At 70.2% G+C, this 26630-nt stretch carries 2 protein-coding genes; both read right to left on the bottom strand.

Annotation, left to right across the window (positions count from 1 at the left end):
- Positions 1-16: 16 nt before the first annotated feature.
- The gene (locus ACFV4K_RS06920; RefSeq protein WP_379272713.1) at positions 17-15847 is read right to left on the bottom strand and encodes a type I polyketide synthase; all 15831 of its coding nucleotides are present in this window, start codon (positions 15845-15847) and stop codon (positions 17-19) included.
- Positions 15844-26616, bottom strand: coding sequence for an SDR family NAD(P)-dependent oxidoreductase (locus ACFV4K_RS06925; protein WP_379272715.1), 10773 nt, complete (start codon positions 26614-26616; stop codon positions 15844-15846). The genes ACFV4K_RS06920 and ACFV4K_RS06925 overlap by 4 nt, the downstream gene beginning before the upstream one ends.
- Positions 26617-26630: the final 14 nt, after the last annotated feature.

Raw genomic sequence — 26630 nt, forward strand, 5'->3', positions numbered from 1 at the left:
TCTGACATGGGTCTACTCACAGGCTGTCGGAGTTGTAAGCCAGATTGATCAAGTCGTCGAGATCGAGTTCATCGATGGACTCGTCCGCGCTGTGCGCTGCTGTCTCGCCGGGGCCGTCGGGCCGCTGCGCGAGTCGCATGAGCGCCTCCAGCAATCCGGCTTCGCGGAGGCGGGTCAGCGAAATCGTCTGGAGCGCACTGCGGATCTCGTCGTCGGACGCGTCTGCCGACGCGTCGGGGTGGTGCTCGTCGATGAACTCTTCGGCCAGGTATTCGGCCAGCGCCTCCGGTGACGGATAGTCGAAGACCAGCGTCGCCGGCAAGGGCAGCCCGGTAGCGGTTTTGAGGGCGTTGCGGAATTCGATGGCGGTGATCGAATCGAAGCCCAGCTCGCTGAAGGCCCGGTCGGCCGCGATGGCCTTCGCGTTCCGGTGCCCCAGCACCGCGGCCACCTGATCGCGAACCAGGTCGACGAGCACACCGAGGCGTTCGCCCGCGGGTGTGTCGGCCAGCCGGGCGCGCAGTGCGGCCGGGGCGGCCGATACCGGGCGAGTGGGGACGAGACCGGACAGCAGGGCCGTCGCGAACCCCGCACCGCGGAGTCCCTCCCGGTCCAGCCTGGCGAGAACAGGTGCCGCCGTGTCGATGTCGGCGGCGGCGTCGAACAACGCCAACCCCTGCTCCGCCGACAGCGGCAGCATCCCCGAACGGGCCATGCGACGCCGGTCGACGTCACCGAGCTCGGCGCCCATGCCGCCGTCGCCGCTCCACAGCCCCCACGCGAGGGACTGCCCGCGCCGCCCGGATGCCCGGCGGTGCGCCGCGACCGCGTCCAGACAGGCATTGGCCGCGGCATAGTTGCCCTGCCCCGGACTGCCGAACGCTCCGGCCACCGAGCTGAACAGCACGAACGCCTTCAGCGGCAGCTCGGCGGTCAGCTCGTGCAGGTGCAGGGCCGCATCGACCTTGGGCCGCAACACCGCATCCATCCGATCCGGGGTCAGCGAGGTGACGGCGCCATCGTCGAGCACACCGGCCGTGTGGAAGACGCCGGTGAGCGGACGGCTCGCGGGGATGGCGGACAGTACCTCGGTGAGCGCGGCACGATCGGCGACATCGCAAGCGACGAAGTCGATGTCGGCGCCGGCACCGCGTAGCTCGGCCGCCAGCTCGGCGGCACTGGGCGCCGACTCGCCACGCCGGCTCAGCAGCAGCAGGTGCCGCACACCGCGGGTGTTCACCAGGTGCCTCGCGAACAATCCGCCCAGGAAGCCACTAGCGCCGGTGATGAGCACGGTCTCGTCCGGACCGAAAGCGACGCTCGGGGCCGACCTGGTCGTCGCCGGGGTCGTCGCTCGGACCAGTCGCGCGCTGTGCACTCGCCCGCCGCGCACGACCACCTGCGGTTCCCCGGAGGCCAGGATTCCGCCCAACGGCTCGGCGACCTCGGAATCGGTGTCCACCAGGATGATTCGCCCCGAACTCTCCGCCTGAGCGGAGCGGACCAGGCCGGCCACCGCGGCACCGGCGAGATTCGTCATGTCCTCCCCGGCAACCGAAACCGCGCCGCCGGTCCGAATCACCAGTGCCGCCTGGCTGGATCGGCGGTCGGCGATCCAGGTTTGCAGCACGTGCAGCACCGCGTGAGTCGCGGTGCGAACGGCGTCGGGATCATTCCCCGCCGGGGCATCCAGTACGACCGCGGCCGGAACCTCGTCACCGAGATCCGCCCACGACACGGTGTGTACCTCGCTGTCGGACACCGACATCGGAGTCCATTCGACCCGGTACAGCGCGTTGTCGACCGTGGATGTCATCGCCGCGAGCTGCGCGGCGTCGATCGGCCGGGCGGCCAGTCGGCGCACCGTCGCCACCGGAGCGCCGGTCGGATCCGTGAGATCCACCCGCACCGTCCGGTCGCCGACGCGGGTCGCGCGAACGCGCAGGGCGCCGGCTCCCGTCGCGTGCACGGTGACCCCGGACCATTCGAACGGCAACGCGGGCCCGGTCTCGTCAGCGCGCCCCGAGTCGCCGATGAGCAGGGCGTGCAGGGCGGAGTCGAGCAGTGCGGGATGGAGTCCGTATTCCGCGGCTTCCCGTGGGTCGGGCAGCGCGACCTCGGCGAACACTTCGTCGCCGCGCTGCCATGCCGCCCGCAAACCCTGGAAGGAGGGCCCGTACTCGTACCCACCGGCGCGGAGGTCGTCATAGACACCGCCGACCGGCAGCGGCTGCGCTCCGATCGGAGGCCACGCCGTGAGGTCGGCGGCCTCGGCCGCGTCACCGGCGGTGAGCGCGCCTTCGGCGTGCAGCGTCCACGACGATGCCGCGTCGCTCTCGCCTTCGGGGCAGGAGTAGATCCGCACCGCGCGATGACCCGTCTCGTCCTCGGCGCCGACGACGCTGCGCACCGCGACCCCGCCCGCTTCCGGCAGTACCAGCGGCGCGTGCAGGACGAAGTCCGCCAGCGTCGAAAGGCCCACCTGGCTGCCGGCTCGCAGGGCGAGTTCGACCAGACCGGCGCCGGGGAACAGCACGGTGCCGAGCACGCCGTGATCGGCCAGCCAGGGATGCGACTGGACCGACAGACGCCCGGTCAGGATCACACCGCCGGTGTCCGGTTGCGCGATCACCGTGGGAACCAGCGGGTGTCCGGTGGTGGCGAGGCCCATCGATCGGGCATCACCCCTACCGGTGGATCCCTCGGGCATCCAATACCGGTGACGCTGAAAGGCATAGGTGGGCAGGGGGATTCGGCGGGCTCCGGTGCCGTCGTACCACGCGGCCCAGTCGAGGTCGGCGCCGGAGACGAACAATCCGGCCGCGCCGTTCGACACCGACACGGCGTCGGCTTTACCGCGGCGCGCCAGCGGCACCACCGTGGCGGCCGGGTGCTCGCCGTCGAGGGTTTGGACGATCATCGGGGTCAATACCGCGTCGGGCCCGATCTCGGCGAACCTGGAAACACCCGAATCCGCCATCGCGGCAACAGCATCCGCGAACCGCACCGTCTCCCGAACCTGACCGACCCAGTACGACGGATCGCACATGTCGTCGCCGACCCGCGCGCCGGTCACCGTCGACACCAAGGCGATACTCGGTTGCTCGAACGTCAAGTTCTCGATCGTCGTGGCGAATTCGGCCAGCATCGGTTCCATCAATGCCGAATGGAACGCATGCGACACCCGCAGACGATTTGTCCGCCAACCCTTCTCGGCGCACACGTCGGCAACGGCCACGACCGCGTCCGCGGCACCGGCGATCACCACCGACGACGGACCGTTCACCGCCGCCACCGACACCTCGCCCGACAGCAACGGCAGCACATCGCTCTCGGCGGCGCCGATCGCGACCATCGCCCCACCGGCGGGCAGGGCTTGCATCAACCGGCCTCGCGCCGCCACCAGCACACACGCGTCGGTCAGCGACAGCACTCCGGCCACATGTGCCGCGGCGACCTCACCGATGGAGTGACCGGCCACCACATCGGCACGCAGACCCCAGGATTCGAGCAGCCGGAACAACGCCACCTCGAACGCGAACAACCCGGCCTGCGCGAACACCGTCCGGTCGACGAGTTCCTCGGACGTCAACGCCGCATCCAGCGAAACCGGCTGTGCCAGCATCGGATTCAGCTCGTCCACGATGGCGTCGAAATGGTCGGCGAACACCGGATACGCCTTGCGCAAGTCGGTCGCCATCGCGGCCCACTGCGCGCCCTGCCCCGAGAACACCATCGCCGTCGAGCCCGCCACCGCGCGGCCCGCCACCACGCCGGGCGCGTCCGTGCCCGCGGCCAGTGCGCGCACGCCCGCCGTCAGGTCCGCACGGCCCTCGGCCAGTACGACGGCCCGATGGGTGAACACGCTGCGCGTCGAAGCCAGCGAGAAGCCGACATCGATCGGATCATGCTCTGTCACCGGCGATGTCGGACCATCTACCTGCGCGGAGAGCCGGGCCGCCTGGCCGGCCAGTGCCGTGCCACCGCGCGCCGAGAGCACCCACGGCAGCAGTCCACCCGCCGGAATCGCCCGCGCCGGGGGCTGTTCCGCCGCGGGTTCGGGCTTCGGAGCCTGTTCGATGATGACGTGCGCATTGGTGCCGCTGATGCCGAACGACGACACGCCCGCACGCCGCGCCCGACCGGCCTCCGGCCACGGCACCGCCTGGGTCAGCAACCGCACGTGGCCCTCGGTCCAGTCGACCTTGGTGCTGGGGTGATCCGCGTGCAGCGTCCGCGGCAGCAGCCCGTGCCGCATCGCCATCACCATCTTGATCACGCCGCCCACACCCGCCGCGGCCTGAGCGTGACCGATGTTCGACTTCAGCGATCCCAACCACAGCGGACGGTCCGCGGCGCGCTCCTGTCCGTAAGTGGCCAGCAGCGCTTGGGCTTCGATCGGATCGCCCAGCGTGGTGCCGGTGCCGTGCGCCTCCACCGCGTCGACGTCGACGGGTGCGAGACCGGCATTGGCCAGGGCTTGGCGGATCACCCGCCGCTGCGACGGACCGTTCGGCGCGGCCAGACCATTCGACGCGCCATCCTGGTTCACCGCCGAACCGGCGATGACCGCGAGGACTTCATGACCGTTGCGGCGGGCATCGGACAACCGCTCCAGCACCAGGACGCCGACGCCTTCGGCCCAGCCCACCCCGTCGGCATCGTCGGAGAACGACTTACACCGCCCATCCGGCGACAACCCGCGCTGGCGACCGAACTCGAGGAACATATCCGGCGTCCCCATGACCGCGGCGCCACCGGCCAGGGCCAGATCGCACTCGCCCGTGCGCAGGGACTGCCCGGCCAGGTGCAGGGCCACCAGCGACGACGAACACGCGGTGTCCACGGTGACCGACGGCCCCTCCAGACCGAACACATACGACACCCGGCCCGAGACCAGACTGCCCGCGGAGCCGCTGCCGGTCCCGGTGGCCCGCGCGTAGTCGTGATACATCAGACCGGTGAACACGCCCGTCGAGCTGCCGCGCAGCGCCGCCGGATCCAGGCCGGCGCGTTCGAACGCCTCCCAGGAGACCTCCAGCAGCAACCGCTGCTGGGGGTCCATCATCGTGGCCTCGTTCGGGCTGATCCCGAAGAAGTCGGCATCGAATTCCGCTGCGGAGTACAGGAATCCACCGCTGCGCGTATAGGTCTTACCCGCCCTGCCGGGTTCGGGATCGTAGATGCCCTCGAGGTCCCAGCCTCGATCCACCGGCATGTCCCCGGTGGTGTCGCCGCCCTCGAGGACCAGTTGCCACAGGTCCTCCGGCGACGCGACCCCGCCCGGATAACGGCAGGCCATCGCCACCACGGCGATCGGCTCGTCGTCGGCGCGAACGTGGCGCACCGCCCGTTGCTCGACAGCGCCGGTGCCGAGGAGTTGTGCGCCGATGAATTCGGCGACGGCCTGTGGGGTCGGGTAATCGAAGATCAGCGTGGCCGGGAGTTGCAGTCCGGTCGCGGTATTGAGCTTGTTGCGGAACTCGATGGCGCTCAACGAGTCGAACCCGAGCTGCTGGAAGGCCTGCTGCGGTGCGACGGCCTCGGGGGAGGCGTGGCCGAGGATCCCGGCCGCCACGGCGCGGACGAAGTCGACCAGCGCGCTGTCGCGATCGGCTGCCGAGAGGCCCGCCAGCCGTTGCAGGAGTGCCTGACTCGCCGGGGTCCGGTCGACCCGGCGCGCCGGTGCCGGGACGAGGCCCCGGACCAGGGACGGAATCTGCTCGCCCCGGGTGCGCAGCACCGCCGGATCGATCCGCAACGCCACCACTTGCGGACGCTCGGCAGCCACCGCCGCGTCGAACAGTGCCAGCCCCTCGGACTCGGACAGCGGGGGGAAGCCCTGCCTGCGCATCCGATCGAAGTCATCCTCGGACAGCTCCGCACCGAGTCCGCTCGACCGCTCCCACATGCCGTAGTCGAGAGCGGTCGCGGGCAATCCCAGGGCGTGCCGATGCGCGGCGAGGGCGTCCAGGAAGACGTTCGCCGCCGCGTAATTCGCCTGCCCCGCGGCCAGTACCAGCCCGCCCGCGGAGGACAACAGCACGAACAACGACAGCGACTTGTCCCGCGTGAGCTCGTGCAGATGCCAGGCGGCATCCACCTTGGGGCGGAACACGGTGTCGATGCGATCCGCCGACATCGATGCGATCACGCCGTTATCGGCGATTCCCGCCGCGTGCACCACGCCGACCAATGGGTGCTCATCGGAGATGCCCGCCAGCAGAGCCGTCAACGCCGACCGATCCGACACGTCGCACGCCGCCACGGTGACCTCGGCGCCGAGCTCGGTCAGTTCGTCACGCAATGCGGCGGCGCCGGGAGCCTGCAGGCCACGCCGGGACGTCAGAAGCAGTTGGCGCACGCCGTATTCGGTCACCAGATGGCGGGCGATCACCGCACCGAGACCGCCGGTGCCACCGGTCACCAGCACCGTGCCGGGCTCGATCGGCCCGGTACTCGTGCCCGGTGTCCGGCGGGTCAACCGCGGCACCAGCACGGTCGAGCCGCGCAACGCGGCCTCGGGTTCCCCGGCCAGGGCCGCCACGGTGTCCGCGGCGACAGCGCCGCCGCCCTGCTCCACATCCACTAGCTGGAATCGACCCGGATATTCGGCCTGCGCGGCACGCAGCAGACCCCATGCCGGCGCTTGTTCCAGGCCGACGAGCTCGGAATCGTCGACTGCCACAGCTCGTTCGGTGATCACTACCAAACGTGAGCTGGCGAAGCGGGTTTCGATTACCCACCGTTGCACGGTGTCGAGCACGCCGCGCAGCACCTCCCGCGCCGCGTCTGTCGGCGAGCCGTCGTGGCGCGGGCATTCGAGCAGCACGAGATCGGGAACGACCGGATTCGTGGCCTCGTCCAGATCGGTGATCAAGGCCGCGAGGTCGCGGTCGGCACCGAGAATCGCGATGCGGTCCGGTTCGACCCTGTCCGACGACAACGGCGCCGCAACCCATTCCACGGTGAACAAGGCGTCCGGCACCCTGCCTGCGTTCAGGCGTTCGACCGGCACCGGCCGAGATACCAACGCGCCCACCGACACGACGGGTCGACCCTGCTCATCGGCGATCTGCACGCCGAAGTCCTCGCCCACGGGAACGCTGCGCACCCGCACGGTGGCGGCGCCGGTCGAGTGCAGCACCACCCGGTTCCAGGCGAACGGCAACACCGCCTCACCGGCCTTGCGGCCGTGCAGGATCCCGGCATGCAGGGCCGCGTCGAACAGCGCGGGATGGATCCCGAACCCACTGGCGTCCTGCGGATCCGGCAGCGCGACCTCGGCGAACAGTTCATCGCCGCGTCGCCACGCCGCCCGCAGCCCCTGGAAGAACGGACCGTACCCGTAGCCGAGTGCGAGCAGCTCGTCATAGGCGCCGTCGACGTCCAGCGGCTGCGCGCCGACCGGAGGCCAGGTGGCCAGGTCGACATCGGCGGCCACGTCATGAGATACCGCGTCCACGGCGAGGACGCCCTCGGCGTGCAGCAGCCACGGACCCTCGGCCGCCTGTCGGGAATGCACGCGCAGCCGTCGCCGACCGGCGTCGTCCGCGTCGGCCACCACGACCTGCACCGCGACGCTGCCCTCGCCCGGCAGGGTCAGCGGGGTGTGCAGGACGAGTTCGTCGACGACGTCACAGCCCAGCAGGCCGCCGACGTGGGCGGCCAGTTCGACGAATCCGGTACCCGGCAGCAGCACCGTGCCGTGCACGCTGTGATCGGCCAGCCATTCCACCGAGTCCAGCGACCACCGGCCGGTGAAGCTCACCTGACCCGAATCCGGATGCGGCACGACAGCGCCCAGCAGCGGATGGTCCACCGTGTCCAGTCCGGCGTCGGTCAGTCCGCCCAGCTCGGCGCCCATCCACGACTGCGCGAGCAGTTTCCGGGCATCGAGCCAGTACCTCTCGTACTGGAAGGCATAGGTGGGCAGGTCGATTCGCTGCGCGGAGGTACCGGCATAGAACCCGGCCCAGTCCACCTCGGCACCGGACACGAACAATCCCGCCACTCCGGTCAGCAGGGTGGCCGAATCGGCACGGTCTCGCCGTACCAGCGCCACCGCGACCTCCGCGACCTGCGCGACCATCGGGGTCAGTACCGCGTCGGGACCGACCTCGGCGAACCTCGACACACCCGAATCCACCATCGCGGCAACAGCATCGGCGAACCGCACCGTGTCGCGGACTTGACCCACCCAGTACCGGGGATCGGTCATCTCGCCGGTGACGGCCGCACCGGTCACGGTCGACACCAGTGGAATCATCGGCTTCGCGAAGGTCAAACCCTCGATCGCCGAGGCGAATTCGGCCAGCATGGGCTCCATCAGCGCCGAATGGAAGGCGTGCGAGACCCGCAAGCGATGTGCGCGCCAGCCACGTTCGACGCACGTCTCGACGACGGCGAGGACCTCGTCCTCGATACCGGAGAGCACCACCGACGACGGTCCGTTCACCGCCGCGACCGCGACCCCTGCGGTCAGCAGGGGCGCCACATCAGCCCGCGAGGCACCGACGGCGACCATCGCGCCTCCGCCGGACAGGTCCTGCATCAACCGGCCGCGCGCGGCCACCAGCACACACGCGTCGGTCAGCGACAGCACCCCCGCCACATGCGCGGCGGCCACCTCACCGATCGAGTGGCCCGCGACCATATCGGGCCGCACGCCCCACGATTCGAGCAATCGGTAGAGCGCGACCTCGAAGGCGAACAACCCGGCCTGCGCGTACACCGTCCGATCGACGAGGTCCTCGGATGTCAGCGCGACTTTCAACGAATCCGGCTGCCCCAGTAGCGGATCGATGTCGGCGACGATCGCATCGAAATGGTCGGCGAACACCGGATACGCCTGACACAACTCGGTCGCCATCCCGGCCCACTGCGCACCCTGACCGGAGAACACCAGCCCGGTCGAACCCGGAACCACGCGACCGGACACCACACCCGCGGACTGCGCGCCCTCGGCGAGCGCCCGTGTCCCCGACAGCAGCGCACTTCGGTCGTCCCCGAGGACGACAGCGCGATGCTCGAAGACGCCGCGCGTGGCGGCCAGCGAGAAACCGACATCCGCCGGATCCCGATCGTGCTCGACCACAGCCGAGACCAGCCGTCCGGCCTGACCGGCGAGCGCCGCACCGCTGCGCGCCGAGACCACCCACGGCAGCACCTCGCCGACCGGAACGGCCTCGCCTCGGCCCGAGGTCCGAGCCGGTTCCGTCGCCTGTTCGATGACGACGTGCGCATTGGTGCCGCTGATGCCGAAGGACGACACCCCGGCCCGCCGTGGCCGATCCACGTCCGGCCACGCCACCGGCTCGGTCAGCAATTCGACCCGCCCCGCGGACCAATCCACCTTGCTCGACGGCCGGTCCACATGCAGCGTCCGCGGCAGTACCCCGTGCCGCATCGCCATCACCATCTTGATGACGCCACCCACACCCGCCGCGGCCTGCGCGTGCCCGATATTGGATTTCAACGACCCCAACCACAACGGCCGGTCCGCGGCGCGCTCCTGACCGTAGGTGTCCAGCAGCGCTTGGGCCTCGATCGGGTCACCCAGCGTGGTGCCGGTGCCGTGCGCCTCCACCGCGTCGACGTCGCTCGGCGCGATCCCCGCATTCGCGAGCGCCTGCCGGATCACCCGCCGCTGCGAGGGACCGTTCGGCGCCGTCAGACCATTCGACGCACCATCCTGATTCACCGCCGAACCGGTGATCACCGCGAGCACTTCGTGCCCGTTGCGCCGGGCGTCGGACAACCGCTCCAACACCAGCACACCAGCGCCCTCGGACCATGCCACACCGTCGGCGGCGTCGGCGAACGACTTGCTCCGCCCGTCCGGGGCCAACCCCCGCTGGCGACTGAATTCCACGAAGACCTCCGGCGTCGCCATCACGGCCACACCGCCCGCCAGGGCCAGGTCGGACTCGCCCGACCGCAGGGACTGCCCGGCCAGGTGCATGGCCACCAGCGACGACGAACACGCCGTGTCCACGGTGACCGACGGCCCTTCCAGCCCGAGCACATACGAAACTCGGCCGGAGGCAATGGATCCCGAGTTCGCATTCGCCGGATAGTCGTGATACATCATGCCCGCGAACACTCCGGTGGCACTGCCCCGCAGCACGCCCGGATCGATGCCGGCCCGTTCGAGGGCCTCCCATGAGGTCTCCAGCAGCAGGAACTGCTGCGGGTCCATCGACGCGGCCTCATTGGGGCTGATCCCGAAGAACGCCGGATCGAATTCGCCCGCGGAGTGCAGGAATCCACCCGCACGGGTGTAGGTGGTGTTGGGCCGCTCGCCGGTGGGATCGTAGATCCGCTCGGTGTCCCACCCACGATTACCCGGGAACTGCGAGGTCGCGTCGACGCCGTCGAAGACCAATGTCCAGAGGTCTTCGGGCGAGGTGACGCCACCGGGGTACCGGCACGCCATGCCGACGATCGCGATCGGCTCGTCGGCGACGACTTTCGCGGTGACCGCGATGTCCTTCGCCGTGCCGGTCAACTCGTCGGCCAGGTGCTCGGCGAGCGCCTGCGGTGTGGGGTAGTCGAAGATGACGGCGGCGGGCAGCGACAGTCCGGTGGCGGACTTGAGACGATTACGCAGTTCGACGGCGCTCAGCGAGTCGAAACCCAGGTCCTGGAACGTGCGGCCGGGCTCGATCGCGGACGCGCCGTCGCTGCCGCGCACGGCCGCGATCTGGGTGCGCACGGTATCGAAGACCAGCTGCCGCTGCCGCTCGATCTCCAGTCCCGAAAGTCGCTGCCGCAGACCGGAAACCGGCGACGATACCACTGCGCGGTGGCGGGCCGCCGGAGCCAGTTCCCGCAGCACGGCGGGTAGCAGCCCGGTGTCGGCCCGAGCGCGGAGCGCGGCGGTGTCGAGGGTCGCGATCACCGTGTGCGGCGCGCCCCGTCGCAGTGCCGCCGCCCAACCGCCCAACGCCTGCTCGTCGGTGAGCGCGGTGAATCCGCCCCGGCTCATCCGCGCCACGTCGGACTCCTGCAGGTGCGCGGTCATGCCGCGAGACCGGGCCCACGGGCCCCACGCCAGGGATTGACCGGCGAGCCCGCGGGCACGGCGGTGGGCCGCCAGCGCGTCGAGGAAGGTATTCGCGGCCGCGTAATTGCCCTGCCCGGGACCACCTAGGGTGCCCGATACCGACGAGAACAATACGAAAGCAGCGAGATTCAAGTCCGCGGTCGCTTCGTGCAGATACCAGGCGGCGTCGGCCTTCGGCGCCAGCACCGCATTCATCCGCCGCGGAGTCAAGGACGCGATGGTCCCGTCGTCCAGCACACCCGCGGCATGGACGACACCGGTCAGGGGCCACTGGGCCGGTACTTCGTCGATCAGCTCGGCTACCGCCGCGGCGTCCGCGACGTCACAGGCCACGACGGTCACCTGGGCGCCCAGCTGCTCGAGTTCGGCGCGCAGGGCTGCCGCTCCCTCGGCCCGCGGGCCGCTGCGACTGGCCAGCAGCAACGACCGCACGCCGTGCTCGACCACCACGTGCCGGGCCAGCACCGCGCCCAAACCGCCGGTGCCGCCGGTGATCAACACCGTCCCCGCGCCGAACGCGGCCACCTCGTCGGTGCTGTCCGTGCGTTCATCCGCGGGCCGAACCAGGCGAGCGGTGTGGATGATGCCGCCGCGTACAACCACCTGCGGTTCGCCCACCGCCACGACGGCGGACGCGAGGTGCTCGTCGATGCCGGTGTCGTTGTCCACCAGGATGATTCGGCCCGGTTCCTCGGCCTGGGCGGCACGTGCCAAACCCCACACCGCCGCACCGGGGAGGTCGGTGAGCTCCTCATCGGGCAGGGCGACCGCGCCGCGGGTGGCGATCAGCAGCGTGCTGGCCGCGAACCGGTCCTGGGCCGTCCATTCCTGCAATACCGCGAGGACTCGCGCGATTTCGTCGTGGGTGGCGGTCACTACGTCGGCGCCGTCGGTGTCGTTCCGCCCGGCACCGGCTTCGAGGAGCACCACCGGAGGTACCTGCGCAGCGCCATCCAGCTGGTCCCAGAGCCCGATCTCGGCGTCTATCGCGGGCTGCTCGGCAGTGGCCGGTGACCACACGAGTTCCAGGACCGGGTCGGCCACGCCACCCGACGCGGCCGCGACGAGCTGCTCGAGCGGCATCGGCCGTGCCGCAACCGATCCCGACAGGACCGGTTGCCCGTATTCGTCGGCCACCCGCACCGATACCGAGGATCCGGCCGGGGTCAGCCGCACCCGCAGCACGGCGGCTTCCGCGGCGTGCAGTTCCACCGAGTCCCACGCGAACGGCAGTGCGACCTGCCCGGCCGGGACCGTGAACGGCGACTCCGGCTGTCCCGCATCCCCTTCGAGCGCACCGGCCAGGTACCCGGCGTGCAAGGCGGCGTCCAGCAGCGCCGGATGGATTCCGAAACCTTCGACGCGCACCCTGGTGTCGGCGTCGGCCGCGATCTCGGCGAACACCTCATCGCCACGCCGCCACAGCGCCCGCACACGCTGAAAGGCCGGGCCGTACTCGTAACCACGGGCGAACAAGCTCGAATACGCCGCGGCGACCTCGATTTCGGTCGCCAAGGTCGGCGGCCACGCCTCGATCGGAGGTTCGGCCGCACCGTCGGCGACGGTCAGCGCGCCTCGCGCATGCAATACCCACTCGTCGTCATGGTCGTGTTCACCACGGGAGTAGACGGCTACCGGCCGTTGCCCCTGCTCGTGCCCGCCGACGACGACCTGGATCTGCACGCCGCCCGCCGCGGGCAGCAGCAGCGGAGCCTGCAGGGTCAGCTCCTCGATCACCGGGCAGCCGACCTCGATTCCGGCCCGTAGCACCAGCTCCGCGAAACCGGTTCCCGGCAATAGTGCCGCGCCACCGATCACGTGATCGGCGAGCCACGGCTGGGTCGCGAGCGACAGCCGCCCGGTCAACAGGACCTCACCCGACTCCGGTGCCGACACCACCGCGCCCAGCAGCGGATGCTCGACCGTACCCAAACCCGCGGCTTCGACCCCGGCGTTACCTGCGACCGGGTCGACCCAGTAGCGGCGACGCTGGAACGCATAGGTGGGCAACGGGACTCGCGCGACCGGGCGTCCAGTGAACAGCGCCGTCCATTCGACATCGACGCCGACGGCATGCGCCTGCGCGAGGCAGGTCACGAACTGCTCGACCTCGGCCCGCCCGCGGCGGGCTCCGGCCAGCACCGCCGCCTGTGCTTCGACCTTCTCCGGCAGACACTGCCGGGTCATCGCGGTCAGCACGGCGTCGGGGCCGATCTCGAGGAATCGGCGCATCCCCGCGGCCACCAGGGTGTCCACGCCGCGAGCGAACCGAACGGCCTCGCGTACCTGCCGGACCCAGTAGGCGGGCTCGAGCACCTCATCACCGGCGATTCGGCCGGAAAGGTTCGATGCCAGTGGAATGCTCGGGCGTCGATAGGTCAACGACCTTGCGACGGCGGTGAATTCGGCCAGCATCGGATCCATCAGGTGGGAATGGAACGCATGCGACACCCGCAGCCGCGAGGTCTGCCAGCCACGCTCCGCACACCGCTGCGCGAGCGCCGTCACCGCCTCCTCGTCGCCCGAGACAACCACGGCCACCGGCGAATTCACGGCGGCGATGGCCAACCCCTCGTCAGCGAGCAGCGGGGAGACCGCGTCTTCACTCGCCGCTATCGCGAGCATCGCGCCCCCGGCCGGCAGCCTGCCCATGAGCCGACCGCGCGCCGCGACCAGGCGGCACGCGTCCGGCAGCGACCACACACCGGCGAGGTGCGCTGCGGCCAGTTCGCCGATCGAATGCCCGATCAGCGCGTCCGGCGTCACCCCGAAGGATTCGAGGAGCCGGTACAGCGCGACTTCATACGCGAACAGCGCGGGCTGGGTGAACTCCGTCCGGTGGAGGGTCTCCGCGTCCTCGGGAGCGTCGCCGACCGCTCGGCCGGTGAACATCAGCTGCCCCAGCGAAGTGCCCAGCAGCGGGTCGAACTGCGCGCAGATCTCGTCCAGCGCGGCCGCGAACACCGGAAACGCCTCGTACAGTTCACGACCCATACCGGCCCGCTGCGCGCCCTGTCCGGTGCACAGGAAGGCGGTCTTGCGCGTCACCGCCCGGCCCGTGACGACATCGCGTGCCGATCCGTGCTCCGCGAGCTCCGCCAGTCCGGCGAGCATGGCGTCCCGGCCGCTTGCCACCACAGCGGCCCGCCATTCCAATCGGGCGCGGCCGGTGACGAGTGAATAGCCGATATCGCCGATCGTCAGGTCGGGACGTTCGCGCACCCACTCCAGCAGTTTGGCCGCCTGTGCACGCACACCGTCCTCGGTCTTCGAGGAGAGCGGCAACGCGGCGATCCCGGAGACAACCGGTGCGATCTCGGCGACCACCGCACGCGCACCGGCCTCGTTCGCCGGAGCGGCCGTGGCCTCCACCGGTGCGGGCGCCTCTTCCAAGATCACGTGAGTATTGGTGCCGCTGGCGCCGAAGGACGACACACCGGCCCGCCGCACCCGCTCGCCCGCCGGCCACGGCTCGGCCGAGGTCAGTAGCCGCACGTTGCCCGCGGACCAGTCCACGTGTGGTGTCGGGGTATCGACATGCAGTGTGGCGGGCAGTGTTTCGTGCCGCATGGCCTGCACCATCTTGATCACGCCACCGACGCCGGCCGCGGCGGAGGTGTGCCCGATGTTCGATTTGAGCGATCCGATCCGCAACGGCTCGCCGCCGCGATCGCGACCGTAGGTGGCGATCAATGCCCGCGCCTCGATCGGGTCGCCGAGCTGGGTGCCGGTGCCGTGTGCCTCGACCGCGTCGATATCGGCGGGGGTCAGACCGGCATTGGCGAGCGCCTGCGCGATCACCTTCTCCTGCGAGGGGCCGTTCGGCGCGGTCAGCCGACTGCTGGTGCCGTCCTGGTTCACCGCGCTGCCGCGCACCACCGCGAGGACGGGGTGGCCGAGTCGGTGTGCGTCCGACAGCCGTTCGACCACGAGCATGCCGAGACCATCGGAGAAGCCGGTCCCGTTGGCCGCCGCCCCGAACGCCCGGCACCGGCCGTCCGGGGACAGCGCGCGCTGCCGTGCGAAGCTGATGAGCTGGGCGGGATCCGACATCACGGTGACACCGCCGACCAGGGCGAGCGACGTCTCGCCCTGGCGCAGGGCCTGGCAGGCGAGATGCAGGGCCACCAGCGACGACGAGCACGCGGTGTCCACCGACAGCGCCGGACCCTTGAAACCGAGGCTGAACGACACCCGCCCGGACAGGATGCTGGCCGAAACACCCGGGTGCGCATTGCCTTCGGATTCGGCGCTGTGACCGGGCGCGCCGACGCGGCGGCCGTAGTCGAAGTGCATCACACCGGCGTAGACACCGGTATCGCTGTCGCGCAACGACTCCGGATCGATGCCGGCGTTTTCCAAAGCCTCCCAGGACGCTTCGAGGAACAGTCGCTGCTGTGGATCCATCGCCTCCGCCGTGCGGGGTCCGAGGCCGAAGAACCCGGCATCGAAATCACCTGCGCCGTCGAGGAATCCGCCCTCCCGGGTATACACGGTCCCGGGCACGTCCGGGTCGGTGTCGAAAAGCCGTTCGAGATCCCAGCCGCGGTCGGTGGGGAACGGGCCGATCGCGTCGGTACCGGAGGCGACCAATTCCCACAGCCGGTCCGGAGTGTCGACACCGCCCGGGTACCGGCAGCTCATGCCGACGATCGCGAGTGGCTCGCCGGCCTTTTCCTCCAGCTGCTGGATTCGCTTGTTGGCGGTGCGGAGATCCCCGGTGACCTTCCGCAGATACCGGCTGAGGCGTTCCTCGTTGCTGCTGCTCGGATTGGTCATGCTGGGCCGAACTCCTCGTCGATCAGATTAAAAAGTTCATCGTCGGAATGGGATTCGAGGTCGTCGTAGACCTCGGTGTCCCCGTAGACCTCGAGGTCCTGGTAGTCGCTGTCGGACCACGCGTCACCCAGATGGGCGTGCAGACGGTCGGTGATGCCCCGCAATGCCGCGATGGTCGCGTCGGTGTTGCCGCCGTAGGCGATGATCCGCTCGACCATCGCCTCGAGTTGTGCGACTTCGGGCGGCGCCGCGGCCGATGGCGTGGGTGCGGCCGCCGGCGCGGGTGTCTCCGCCAGGGCCTGCTCCAGCAGGTAGCCCGCCAGATCTCGCGCGGTGGGGTAGTCGAACACCAGGGTCGAGGGCAGCGACAGCCCCACGACCTTCGACAGCCGGTTGCGGAACTCGACGCCGCCGAGCGAATCGAAGCCCAGTTCGTCGAAGCCGCGATCGGAACCTATGTCGTCGAGCGACTCGTAACCCAGCACCGTGGCCGCGTGTTCGCGCACCAGGTCGAGGACGACGCCGTGACGCTTGGCCTCCGCCACCCCGTGCAGTCGCTCCCCGAGCGAGGGTCCGTCACTCACCCGCGCAACAGTCCGGCCGCCCGCGCGCACGAATCCGCGCAGCACCGCCGGAACCGACCCGGTGTGTGCTTCGACGCGCAGCTTGTCGGTGTCGAGATGCAGCAGCGCCGGCACGGGCTCGGCCATGGTCAAGGATTCGTCGAACATCCGCAGGCCGTCTTCGTGGTCCAACGGCGTCAGGCCCAGTCGGTCCAATCGGCTCATGGCGGTGCGATCCAAGGTGCCGGTCATGCCGAGGTCCTGTCGCCACGGACCCCAGGCGAGCGCGAGCCCCGGCAGTTCTTCGGCACGGCGGCGCAGCGCGAGCGCGTCCAGGAAGCCGTTGGCGGCGACGTAATTCGCCTGTCCGGCCGAACCGATCATGCCCGCGATCGAGGAGAACAGGACGAACGCCGACAGGTTCATCTCCCGGGTGAGCACGTGCAGGTGCCACGCCGCCTCGGCCTTCGGAGCGAACACCTGGTCGATCCGGTCGGTCGTGAGGCCGTCGAAGGTGCCGTCCGCGAGCACACCGGCGGCGTGCACGACGGCGGTGAGCGGGCGCTCGTCCGGCAGGTCAGCCAGCAGTTCCCGCAGGGCGTCGCGGTCGGTGACATCGCAGGCGGCGATACGCACGTGTGCGCCGTGCCCGGACAGTTCCGCCGCGAGTTCTGGTGCACCGTCGGCGCGTTCACCGCGACGCGAGACCAGCAGCAGCCGATCGACACCGTGCGCGGTGACCAGGTGCCGGGCCAGCAGCGCACCCAATCCACCGGTTCCGCCCGTGATCAGGACGGTCCCGGTGCCGAAGGAAATCGGTTCACCCGCAGCGGATGTCACCGGCTCCAGCCGCGGCGCCAGGACGCTGTCGCCCCGCACCGCCACCTGTGGCTCGCCGACCGCGAGAGCGGCTCGAATCACGTCGGCCGAAAGTTGGCGCATACCAACGGATCGGTCCACGTCGAGCAGCACGATTCGATCCGGATATTCGGCCTGAGCGCTGCGGATCATCCCCGAGACGGCGGCAGCCGCCGGATCCGGTCCGGAATCGGGCAAGGTCGCCCCGCCTTCGGTCACCACAACCAGCTGCGATCGTCCGAACCGTTCATCGGTCAGCCAGCCCCGGACCAGATCCCATGCGGCATGGACGCGAGCACGCGCGGACTGCGGGGAAGCACCCTGTAGTCCGGCGGATTCGGGCCAGACCACGAGGTCCGGAACGGTCGGGGTGGCGGCCAGCGCCGCCAGATCCGGGTACCGCTCCTCGATTCCGGTCACGACCGCCGCTCCGAGCACGGCCGCGCTCCCGATCGCGGCGGGTGTGTCCGGTATGTCGACCGGCGCCCAACGTAACCCGTACCGGCCCGCGCCTCCTCCCGACAGTGTGGCGCGGAACTGGTCGACGTCGTAGGAACGCATGACGACTTCGTCGATGGACACCACCGGGTTGCCATCCTGGTCCACGGCCACGACGGCGATCGCCTCGCTGTTGCGCCGTACGGCCATCACCCGCATCGAGGTGACCGGGGAAGTCGTGTGGAATTGCGTGGCACCCCAGCGGAACAGGAGTTTGCCCTCGGCCGGGTTGCTGTCGAGGTCCGACCAGATCAAGCTGACCAGCCCGGCATGCATCACCATGTCGAACAGGCCCGGATGCAGCTGGAACCCGTCGCCGGGCACCTCCGGGTTCAGGGTGATCTCGGAGAACGCCGTGTCATCGCTGTGCCAGGCGGCGCCGATTCCGCGGAACGAAGGTCCGTACGCCAGCCCGGCGACCCGCGTCGCATGGCCCGGAATCCATTCGGTGTCAACCGGTTCGGCGCCGACCGGCGGCCATGGCGTACTGCGCAGCATCTCCATCAGGCCGAGGTCGATCAGCTGTCGACCACTCAGTACCCCGCTGGCGTTTCGCGCCCACTCGCCGTCGGGGAGGCGGTAGTGGAACGTGAAGGACCGGCGTCCCGCGGTATCCGGTTCCCGCACCAGCACTTGGAGCTCGACCTCGCCGTCCGCCGGCGGCAGGATCGGCCGTTCGAGGATGAGTTCGTCGACGACGTCGCAGCCGATGCGCCGACCGGCGACCAGCAGCATCTCCATCAGCGCGGCGCTGGGGACGACCACCACACCGTAGGTGGTGTGGTCGGTGATCCACGGGTGCGTGCGCAGCGAGAATCGACCCGTGAACATCCACTCGTCCCGATCGGCCACCCGCACCACATCGGTGAGCAGGGGGTGCTCCGAGGCGTCGGACCGCCGCTCCCCGAGACCGGGTTCGAGCCAATAGCGCTGGTGTTGGAACGCGTAGGTGGGCAGGGCGATGCGTGGCGCCGGGCGGTCGCCGAACAACGGCGTCCAGTCGACGGTCACGCCCGCTGTGTGTGCCTGGGCGAGCATCGTCACGAATTGCTCGACCTCGTCGTGGTCCCGGCGGGCGGCCGCCGCGACCACCGCACGCGACTCGATATCGGTCGGCAGGGTCTGCCGGGTCATGGCCGCCAGGACGGCGTCCGGCCCGATTTCGAGGAAGCGGCGCACGCCCGAGGCCACCAGCGTCTGTACGCCGGGTGCGTAACGCACCGCGGCGCGCACCTGCGCCACCCAGTAATCCGGTTTCAGGATCTCGTCACCGGCGATCTCGCCGGAGACATTGGATACCAAGGGAATCCGCGGGGCGTGGAAGGTTGCCGCGGCAGCGACGGTCTCGAACTCGCCCAGCATGGGCTCCATCAGATGCGAATGGAAGGCGTGTGACACCCGCAGCCGGTTCGTCCGGCGGCCCCGCTCGGAGAAAAGCCGGTCGAGGGTGTCGACGGCATCGGCGTCACCGGAGACGACCACGGCGGCGGGCGCGTTCACCGCCGCGATCGAGATCCGATCACGGTATTCGGCGATCGCGGCTGCGACTTCGTCCTCGGGTGCGGCGACCGCGAGCATCGCACCGCCCTCGGGCAGTGCCTCCATCAGGCGGCCGCGGGCCGCGACCAGCGCGCAGGCATCCTCCAGGGACCAGACGCCGGCCAGGTACGCCGCGGTCAGTTCGCCGATCGAATGGCCCATCAGGACATCGGGTGTCACGCCGAAGGACTCCAGCAGCCGGTACAGCGCCACCTCGAACGCGAACAGCGCGGGCTGGGTGAAGCGGGTGCGATCGAGCATCGCCGCTTGTCCGGTGAACATCGTTTGCCGCAGCGAACATTCGAGCAGCGGATCGAACCGCGCGCACACCTCGTCGAGCGCGGCGGCGAAGACGGGGAAGGCCGCGGCGAGTCCCGCGCCCATCCCGACCCGCTGCGCGCCCTGGCCGGTGCACAGGAAGGCGGTCTTCCCGGCGCCGACGGTGCCGGAGACCACTCCGGCAGTCGCAGGTCCGGCGGCCAGTTGCGCCAGCCGGGCGAGCAGTTCGTCGCGATCGGCGCCCAGTACCGCCGCCCGTGCCTCGTGCTGGGCGCGGGTGGTGGCGAGCGCGTGCGCGACCTGCGCCGGATCGGCGCCGGGGTGCTCGATCAGCCACCGCTGGAGTTTCGCCGCCTGCGCCCGAAGCGCGATGTCGTTCTTGGCCGACAGCAGCCAGGGCACCGTACCGAGCGGGTGGCTATCGGCTTCCGCCGCGCTGACGGGACGGGGTGCCTCTTCGAGGATGGCGTGTGCGTTGGTACCGCTGACACCGAACGACGACACGCCCGCGCGACGCGGCCGGTCACCGGCCGGCCACGGGTGCGGCTCGGTCAGCAGCGCGACGTCCGCGGCGGACCAGTCCACGTGCGGGCTCGGGGCGTCGACATGCAGTGTCTTGGGCAGGGTTTCGTGCCGCAGCGCCTGCACCATCTTGATGACGCCGCCGACACCCGCGGCGGCGACGGTGTGGCCGATATTCGACTTGAGCGAGCCGATCCGCAGCGGGCGTTGCGCGCGGTCGCGACCGTAGACCGCCATCAGCGCCTGCGCCTCGATCGGATCACCCAGCGTGGTGCCGGTGCCGTGCGCCTCGACCGCGTCGATATCCGACGGCGACAGGCCGGCATTCGCCAGCGCCGCGGTGATCACCCGTTCCTGGGACGGGCCGTTCGGCGCGGTGAGGCCGTTGCTCGCCCCGTCGGAGTTGATCGCCGTGCCGCGCACGAGGGCGAGAACATTGTGCCCCAGGCGTTTCGCGTCGGAGAGCCGCTCGAGCACCAGCACCCCGGCGCCCTCGGAGAAGGCGACGCCGTCGGCCGCCGCGGAGAACGCCTTGCACCGGCCGTCCGGCGACAGTCCGCGCTGCCGCGCGAAATCGACGGACAGATACGGGCTGGCCGCGACCGTCACGCCGCTCGCCAGCACGAGGGAGCTCTCCCCACTGCGCAGCGCCTGAGCGGCCAGGTGCAGCGAGACCAGCGACGAGGAGCAGGCGGTGTCCACGGTGAGAGTCGGACCCTCCAGCCCCAGCGCGTAGGCCACCCGCCCCGACATCACGCTGCTCGTGGTGCCGGTGAGCCGATAGCCCTCCAGATCACCGCCCACCAGGTCGACGTAACCGGATGCGCCCGCGCCGACGAACACCCCGGTGTCGGTGCCCCGCAACGAGTCGGGGTCGATACCGGCGTCCTCGAGCGCCTCCCAGGACGTTTCGAGGAGCAGGCGCTGCTGCGGGTCCATCGCGGACGCCTCCCGAGGACCGATCCCGAAGAATCCCGGATCGAAATCACCCGCCTTGTCGAGGAATCCGGCGCGTCGCGCGTAGACGGTCCCGGGCTTGTCCGGATCCGCGTCGAACAGTCGCTCCAGATCCCAGCCTCGATCGGTCGGGAAATCGCCGGTCGCGTCGATCCCGGCAGCGACGAGATCCCAGAGGTCATCCGGCGATTCGACGCCACCGGGGAACCGGCACGCCATGCCGACGATGGCGATCGGCTCATCCGCCCGAACCCGGCGCGCCGCCTGCTTGACGGGTTCGCCCGCCGTCGGCTCGACGCGGGACAGCACCAGCTTCGCCACCGCCGCCGGGGTCGGATGATCGAACACCAGCGTCGACGGCAGTTGCAGACCGGTGGTCTTCCCCAGCCGGTTGCGGAACTCCACGCCGCCGAGCGAATCGAAACCGATCTCGTCGAAACGCTGATCCGACCGGATGTCGGCTGCGGAGTCGTGACCCAGGACCGCCGCGGCTTCGGACAGCACGGTCTCCAGCACCACGTCGCCGCGCCGTGCCGCGGGTATTTCGGCCAGGCGGGCGCCGAGCGTCCCGGCCGCCGCGACGGCGGTCGGCGTGACGGCACGCGCGCGGCGGGGGAGGAACCCGCGCAGGACCTCGGGCACCGCGGACTCGTCGGCGGTGCGCAGTGCACCGGCATCGAACCGAATCGGCGACAGTCGCGCCGAGCCGTGTGCGAGTGCCTCGTCGAAGAGGCGCACGCCCTCGGCGTCGGCGAGTGGGCTCAGCCCCAGCCGTTCCCAGCGCGCCAGCGCGCCACGATCCAGTGCGCCGGTCATCCCGCTGGACTGATTCCACGGACCCCACGCCAGCGAGGTCGCCGCCAGACCGGCGTCGCGGCGGCGCTGGGCCAGGGCGTCCAGTGCGGCGTTGGCCGCGGCGTAGTTCGCCTGGCCCGAGGTGCCGAGGACGGCCGCGATCGAGGAGAACACCACGAAAGCGCGGACATCTCTGCCCCGGGTCAGTTCGTCCAGATGCCAAGCGCCGTCGACCTTCGGCGCGAGTACCCGGTCGACCTGTGCGTCGGTCAGTGTCGCGACGGTTCCGTCATCGAGCACGCCGGCGGTGTGCACCACCGCGATCGGGGTGTCGCCGATGTCGGCGAGCAGCTCGCGCACCGCATCGCGATCGGCCACATCGCACGCGACGACCCGGGCTCGCGCCCCCAGCCGCGCCAACTCCGCGACCACCTCGGCGGCTCCCGCCGCATCCGGACCACGTCGTGAGGTCAGAACCAGTTCGCGCACACCGTATTCGGCGACCAGATGCCGGGCGAACAGCGAGCCGAGGCCGCCGGTGCCGCCGGTGATCAGCACCGTCGCTCCGTCGAAGATCGCGGCGGCGACGACGGGTTCCGTTGCGGCGCCGCTCGTTTCGATGGCGGGTCGGAGCCGGGGAACCAGAACACGGTCGCCACGCAGCGCCACCTGTGGTGCGCGCGTAGCCAGCGCGGCGGTTATCCGGTCGGGGTTCACGGGCACGGCGGGATCCTCGTCGATCAGAACGAATCGATCGGGATGCTCCGACTGCGCGCTGCGCAGCAGCCCCCACACCGCGGCCGCTGTCGGATCAGGAGTTTCCCCGGGGATTCCGGCCCCACCCGACGTCACCACTACCAGCCGGGAGTCGGCCGGTCGTTGCTGGGTGAGCCACGAGCGCAGGTGCGTCAGGGTCGAGTGAACCCGTGCTCGTATCTCCTGCGGTTCGCCGGAAGCCGTTCCGTCCGTAGACGATCCGGCACGGAAGATCACGGCCTGGGGAAGTTCCTCGGCGGCGATGAGATCGCGCGGGTGCGGATCCTCCTCCCAGCGCACCTCGTACAGCGCGGCGTCGTCGGCGGACAGCGCACTGCGGAATTCCTTGACGTCGTACGGCCGCATCACCACGGCATCGACCGAGACAACGGGATTGCCATCCGAGTCGACGGCCGCGACCGCCACGGCCTCCGGCCCCTGGGCGACCGCGATGACCCGCAGTGCGGACACCTCGGCGAGCCGACCACCCTGGGTCGCCGAGCGGTGGAACCGAGCCCCGCCCCAGCGGAAGAGCAGTTTGCCGGTGTTCGGATCCGGGTTCCCGTCACGCCAGATCAGCCGGGAGAACGCCGCGTGCATGACCATATCGAGCAGCGCGGGATGCAGAGTATGGCGTCCCGAATACGTCGCGGCCGTACTGATGTCCGAGTTCAGGGCGATCTCGGAGAAGACGGCGTCGTCGCGCTCCCACACCTGCTGTACCCCGAGGAACGCCGGTCCGTATTCGAGTCCCGCGTCCGCGGCGATCTGCGCGGGCAGTGCGGCACTGTCGAGGTGTCGTGCGTCGGCGGGCGGCCACGATTCCGCCCGCAGCCGGGAGAGTACTTCCGGTTCGCGCCCGACGGACGTGGCGAGCGAACCCGTCGCGTTGTGGATCCATTCGTCGGAAGTCGATGTACGGAAATAGAATTCGAACGCGCGATGCCCGGTCGAATCGGGGGCCTGCACCAGTACCTGGAGTTCGATCTCAGCGCCGTCGGAGGGCACGATCGGCGCTTGCAGGGTGAGTTCTTCGACTGCCTCGCAACCGATGCGGCCACCGGCGACGAGGAGGAACTCGATCAGCGTGGCGCTCGGCAGGACCATCACGCCGTACGACAGGTGGTCGGCGATCCACGGATGCGTCGCCGCCGACAGTCGGCCGGTGAAGAGCCACTCGTCCGAACCGGCCAATCCGAGTACGCCGGTCAGGATCGGATGGTCCGACATGTCCGCGGCCGCACCGTGGTCGGGGTTCAGCCAGTAGCGGCGACGTTGAAAAGCGTATTTGGGCAGGGTGATAGGAGCCGTGCCGCGCTCGGTGAAGGTCGAGCGCCAGTCGACGCGCGCGCCCGTCGCCTGCAGCTGCGCCAGGGCGGCGACGAACTGCCCGACTTCTTCGGACGACCGTCGCGCCAGGGCCACTGTCGCCGGGGTGGCCGCGAGATCGGTGTTCTCGCCCAGGCATTCGCGGGTCATCGCGGTCAGTACCGCGTCGGGGCCGACTTCGACGAAGCGGCGGACCCCGTCGGCGCGCAGGGTGCCGATCGCGGGCGCGAAGCGAACGGTGGCGCGGACCTGCTGCACCCAGTACTCGGGATCGGTCACCGAATCACCGGCCGACTCTCCGGTGACGGTCGAGACGATCGGCAGCTTGGGGGTGCGGTAGTCGAGTTTCTCCGCGACCGAGCGGAACTTCTCGAGCATCGGCGCCATCCGCGCCGAATGGAAGGCATGGCTCACCCGGAGCCGCTTGGTCTGGATGCCCGCGGCGGTGAGTTCGCGCTCCAGGCTCTCGATCGCCTCGGCATCGCCGGACAGAACCGTCGAGGTGGGACCGTTCGCCGCGGCCACCGAGACTCGATCGGCCACTGCCGCGATCAGTTCGGACGCGCGCGCCGCATCGATTGCCGCGGCGAGCATCGCGCCGCCCTCGGGCAATGCGCCCATCAGGCGGCCGCGGGCCGCCACCAGCGCGCAGGCGTGCGGCAGCGACAGCACTCCGGCGACATGTGCCGCCGCCAGCGCGCCGATCGAGTGGCCGACCAGCACATCCGGTGTGACACCGAAGGATTCCAGCAGCCGGAACAGTGCCACCTCGAAGGCGAACAGCGCGGGCTGTGTCCATTCGGTGCGGTCCAGCAGGCCTTCGGGGTCGGTGAACATCACCTCCCGCAGCGACCGTCCCAGTGGCCGATCCAGTACCGCGCACACCTCGTCCAGTGCCGTGGCGAACGCGGGGTACGCACTGTAGAGCCCGGCGCCCATCCCGACGCGTTGCGCACCCTGACCGGTGAACAGGAACGCGGTGGCACCGGAATCAGCCTTCGCCACGATCGCGTTCGGCCCGTCCGTGGCCAGATCCGCCAAACCGCTCAGCACTTCGGCGCGGTCACGCCCGGTGACCGCGCCACGCCAATCGAGCAGCGCCCGCGAGCTCGCCAGGGCATGTGCCACCTCGCGCACATCCGTGTCGGGGCGCTCGGCCAGCCACTGCCGCAGCCGATCCGCCTGTGCACGAAGCGCGGCTTCGGATTTGGCCGAGACAACGAGCGCGACGCTGTCGGCCGAGACGCGCGGCGAGGGATCCGCCTCGGCCGCGGCCCCCGCCGGGGCAGGGGCTTCCTCGAGAATGAGGTGCGCATTGGTGCCGCTGGCGCCGAAGGAGGACACGCCCGCCCGGCGCACGCGTTCCCCCTGCGGCCACGGGTGGCTGTCCTGAAGCAGGCGAACCGTGCCGGCCGACCAATCCACGTGCGGCGTGGGTTCATCCACATGCAGGGTCCGCGGCAGCACACCGTGGCGCATGGCCTGCACCATCTTGATCACGCCGCCGACACCCGCGGCGGCCGAGGTGTGACCGATATTGGATTTCAGCGAGCCCAGATGTAGCGGCTCACCCTGGCGTCCCGCGCCGTACACGCCGATGAGCGCCTGCGCCTCGATCGGATCGCCGAGCATCGTGCCCGTTCCGTGCGCCTCGACCGCGTCGACGTCGGCGGGTTCCAGTCCGGCATTGCCCAGTGCCTGGGCGATGACCCGCTCCTGGGACGGGCCGTTCGGCGCGGTGAGGCCGTTGCTCGCACCGTCCTGATTGACCGCGCTTCCCCGAATGACGGCCAGCACGGTGTGGCCCGCGCGCTGGGCGTCCGAGAGTCGTTCCAGCACCAGCATTCCGAGTCCCTCGGAGAAGCCGGTGCCATCGGCGGCGGCCGCGAACGCCTTGCACCGGGCGTCGCTGGACAATGCCCGCTGCCGGGCGAAAGCGATCAGGAGCGACGGGTCCGACATCACGGTGACGCCACCGGCCAGCGCCACGTCCGTATCGCCCTGACGCAAGGCCTGGCAGGCCAGATGTATGGCCACCAGTGAGGACGAACACGCGGTGTCGACCGCGATCGCCGGGCCGGTGAAGCCGAAGGTGTAGGCGATCCGTCCGGCCAGGACGCTGTTCGAAACACCCAGGTAGGCATGGCCTTCGGTCTCCGCGCCGATGGTCGTGGAACCGATGCGGGGGCCGTAGTGCTGATGGATGACACCGGCGAAGACACCGGTGTCGCTGCCCCGCAGCGCCGCCGGGTCGATACCCGCGTCCTCGAGGGCCTCCCAGGAGGCCTCCAGCATGAGCCGCTGCTGCGGATCCATCGCCGCCGCCTCGCGGGGGCCGATGCCGAAGAAGGCGGCATCGAAATCACCGATGTCGTCGAGGAATCCACCGTCGCGCGTATAGATGGTGCCCGCCGCGTCGGGGTCCGGGTCGAACAGCCGCTCGAGGTCCCAGCCTCGATCGGTCGGATAGCCGCCGATGGCGTCGACGCCGTCCGCGGTCAGCTGCCACAGCTGCTCGGGAGAGCGCACGCCGCCCGGGTACCGGCACGCCATACCGACAATGGCGATCGGTTCCCGCGTTCGATCGGTGAGCGTGCGCAGCTGCTGCTTGGTCTCGTACAGCTCCTTGGCCGTCTTCTTGAGGTACCGGCGCAGTTCGTCGTCGTCAGCCATCAGAGAATCTCCTG

Source organism: Nocardia sp. NPDC059764 (assembly GCF_042732555.1).
Classification (GTDB): domain Bacteria; phylum Actinomycetota; class Actinomycetes; order Mycobacteriales; family Mycobacteriaceae; genus Nocardia.

What these genes read in the sequence shown, in the direction of transcription:
- ACFV4K_RS06920 (WP_379272713.1), bottom strand. Translation starts at nt 15,847, where the DNA reads ATGACCAATCCGAGCAGCAGCAACGAGGAACGCCTCAGCCGGTATCTG.
- ACFV4K_RS06925 (WP_379272715.1), bottom strand. Translation starts at nt 26,616, where the DNA reads ATGGCTGACGACGACGAACTGCGCCGGTACCTCAAGAAGACGGCCAAG.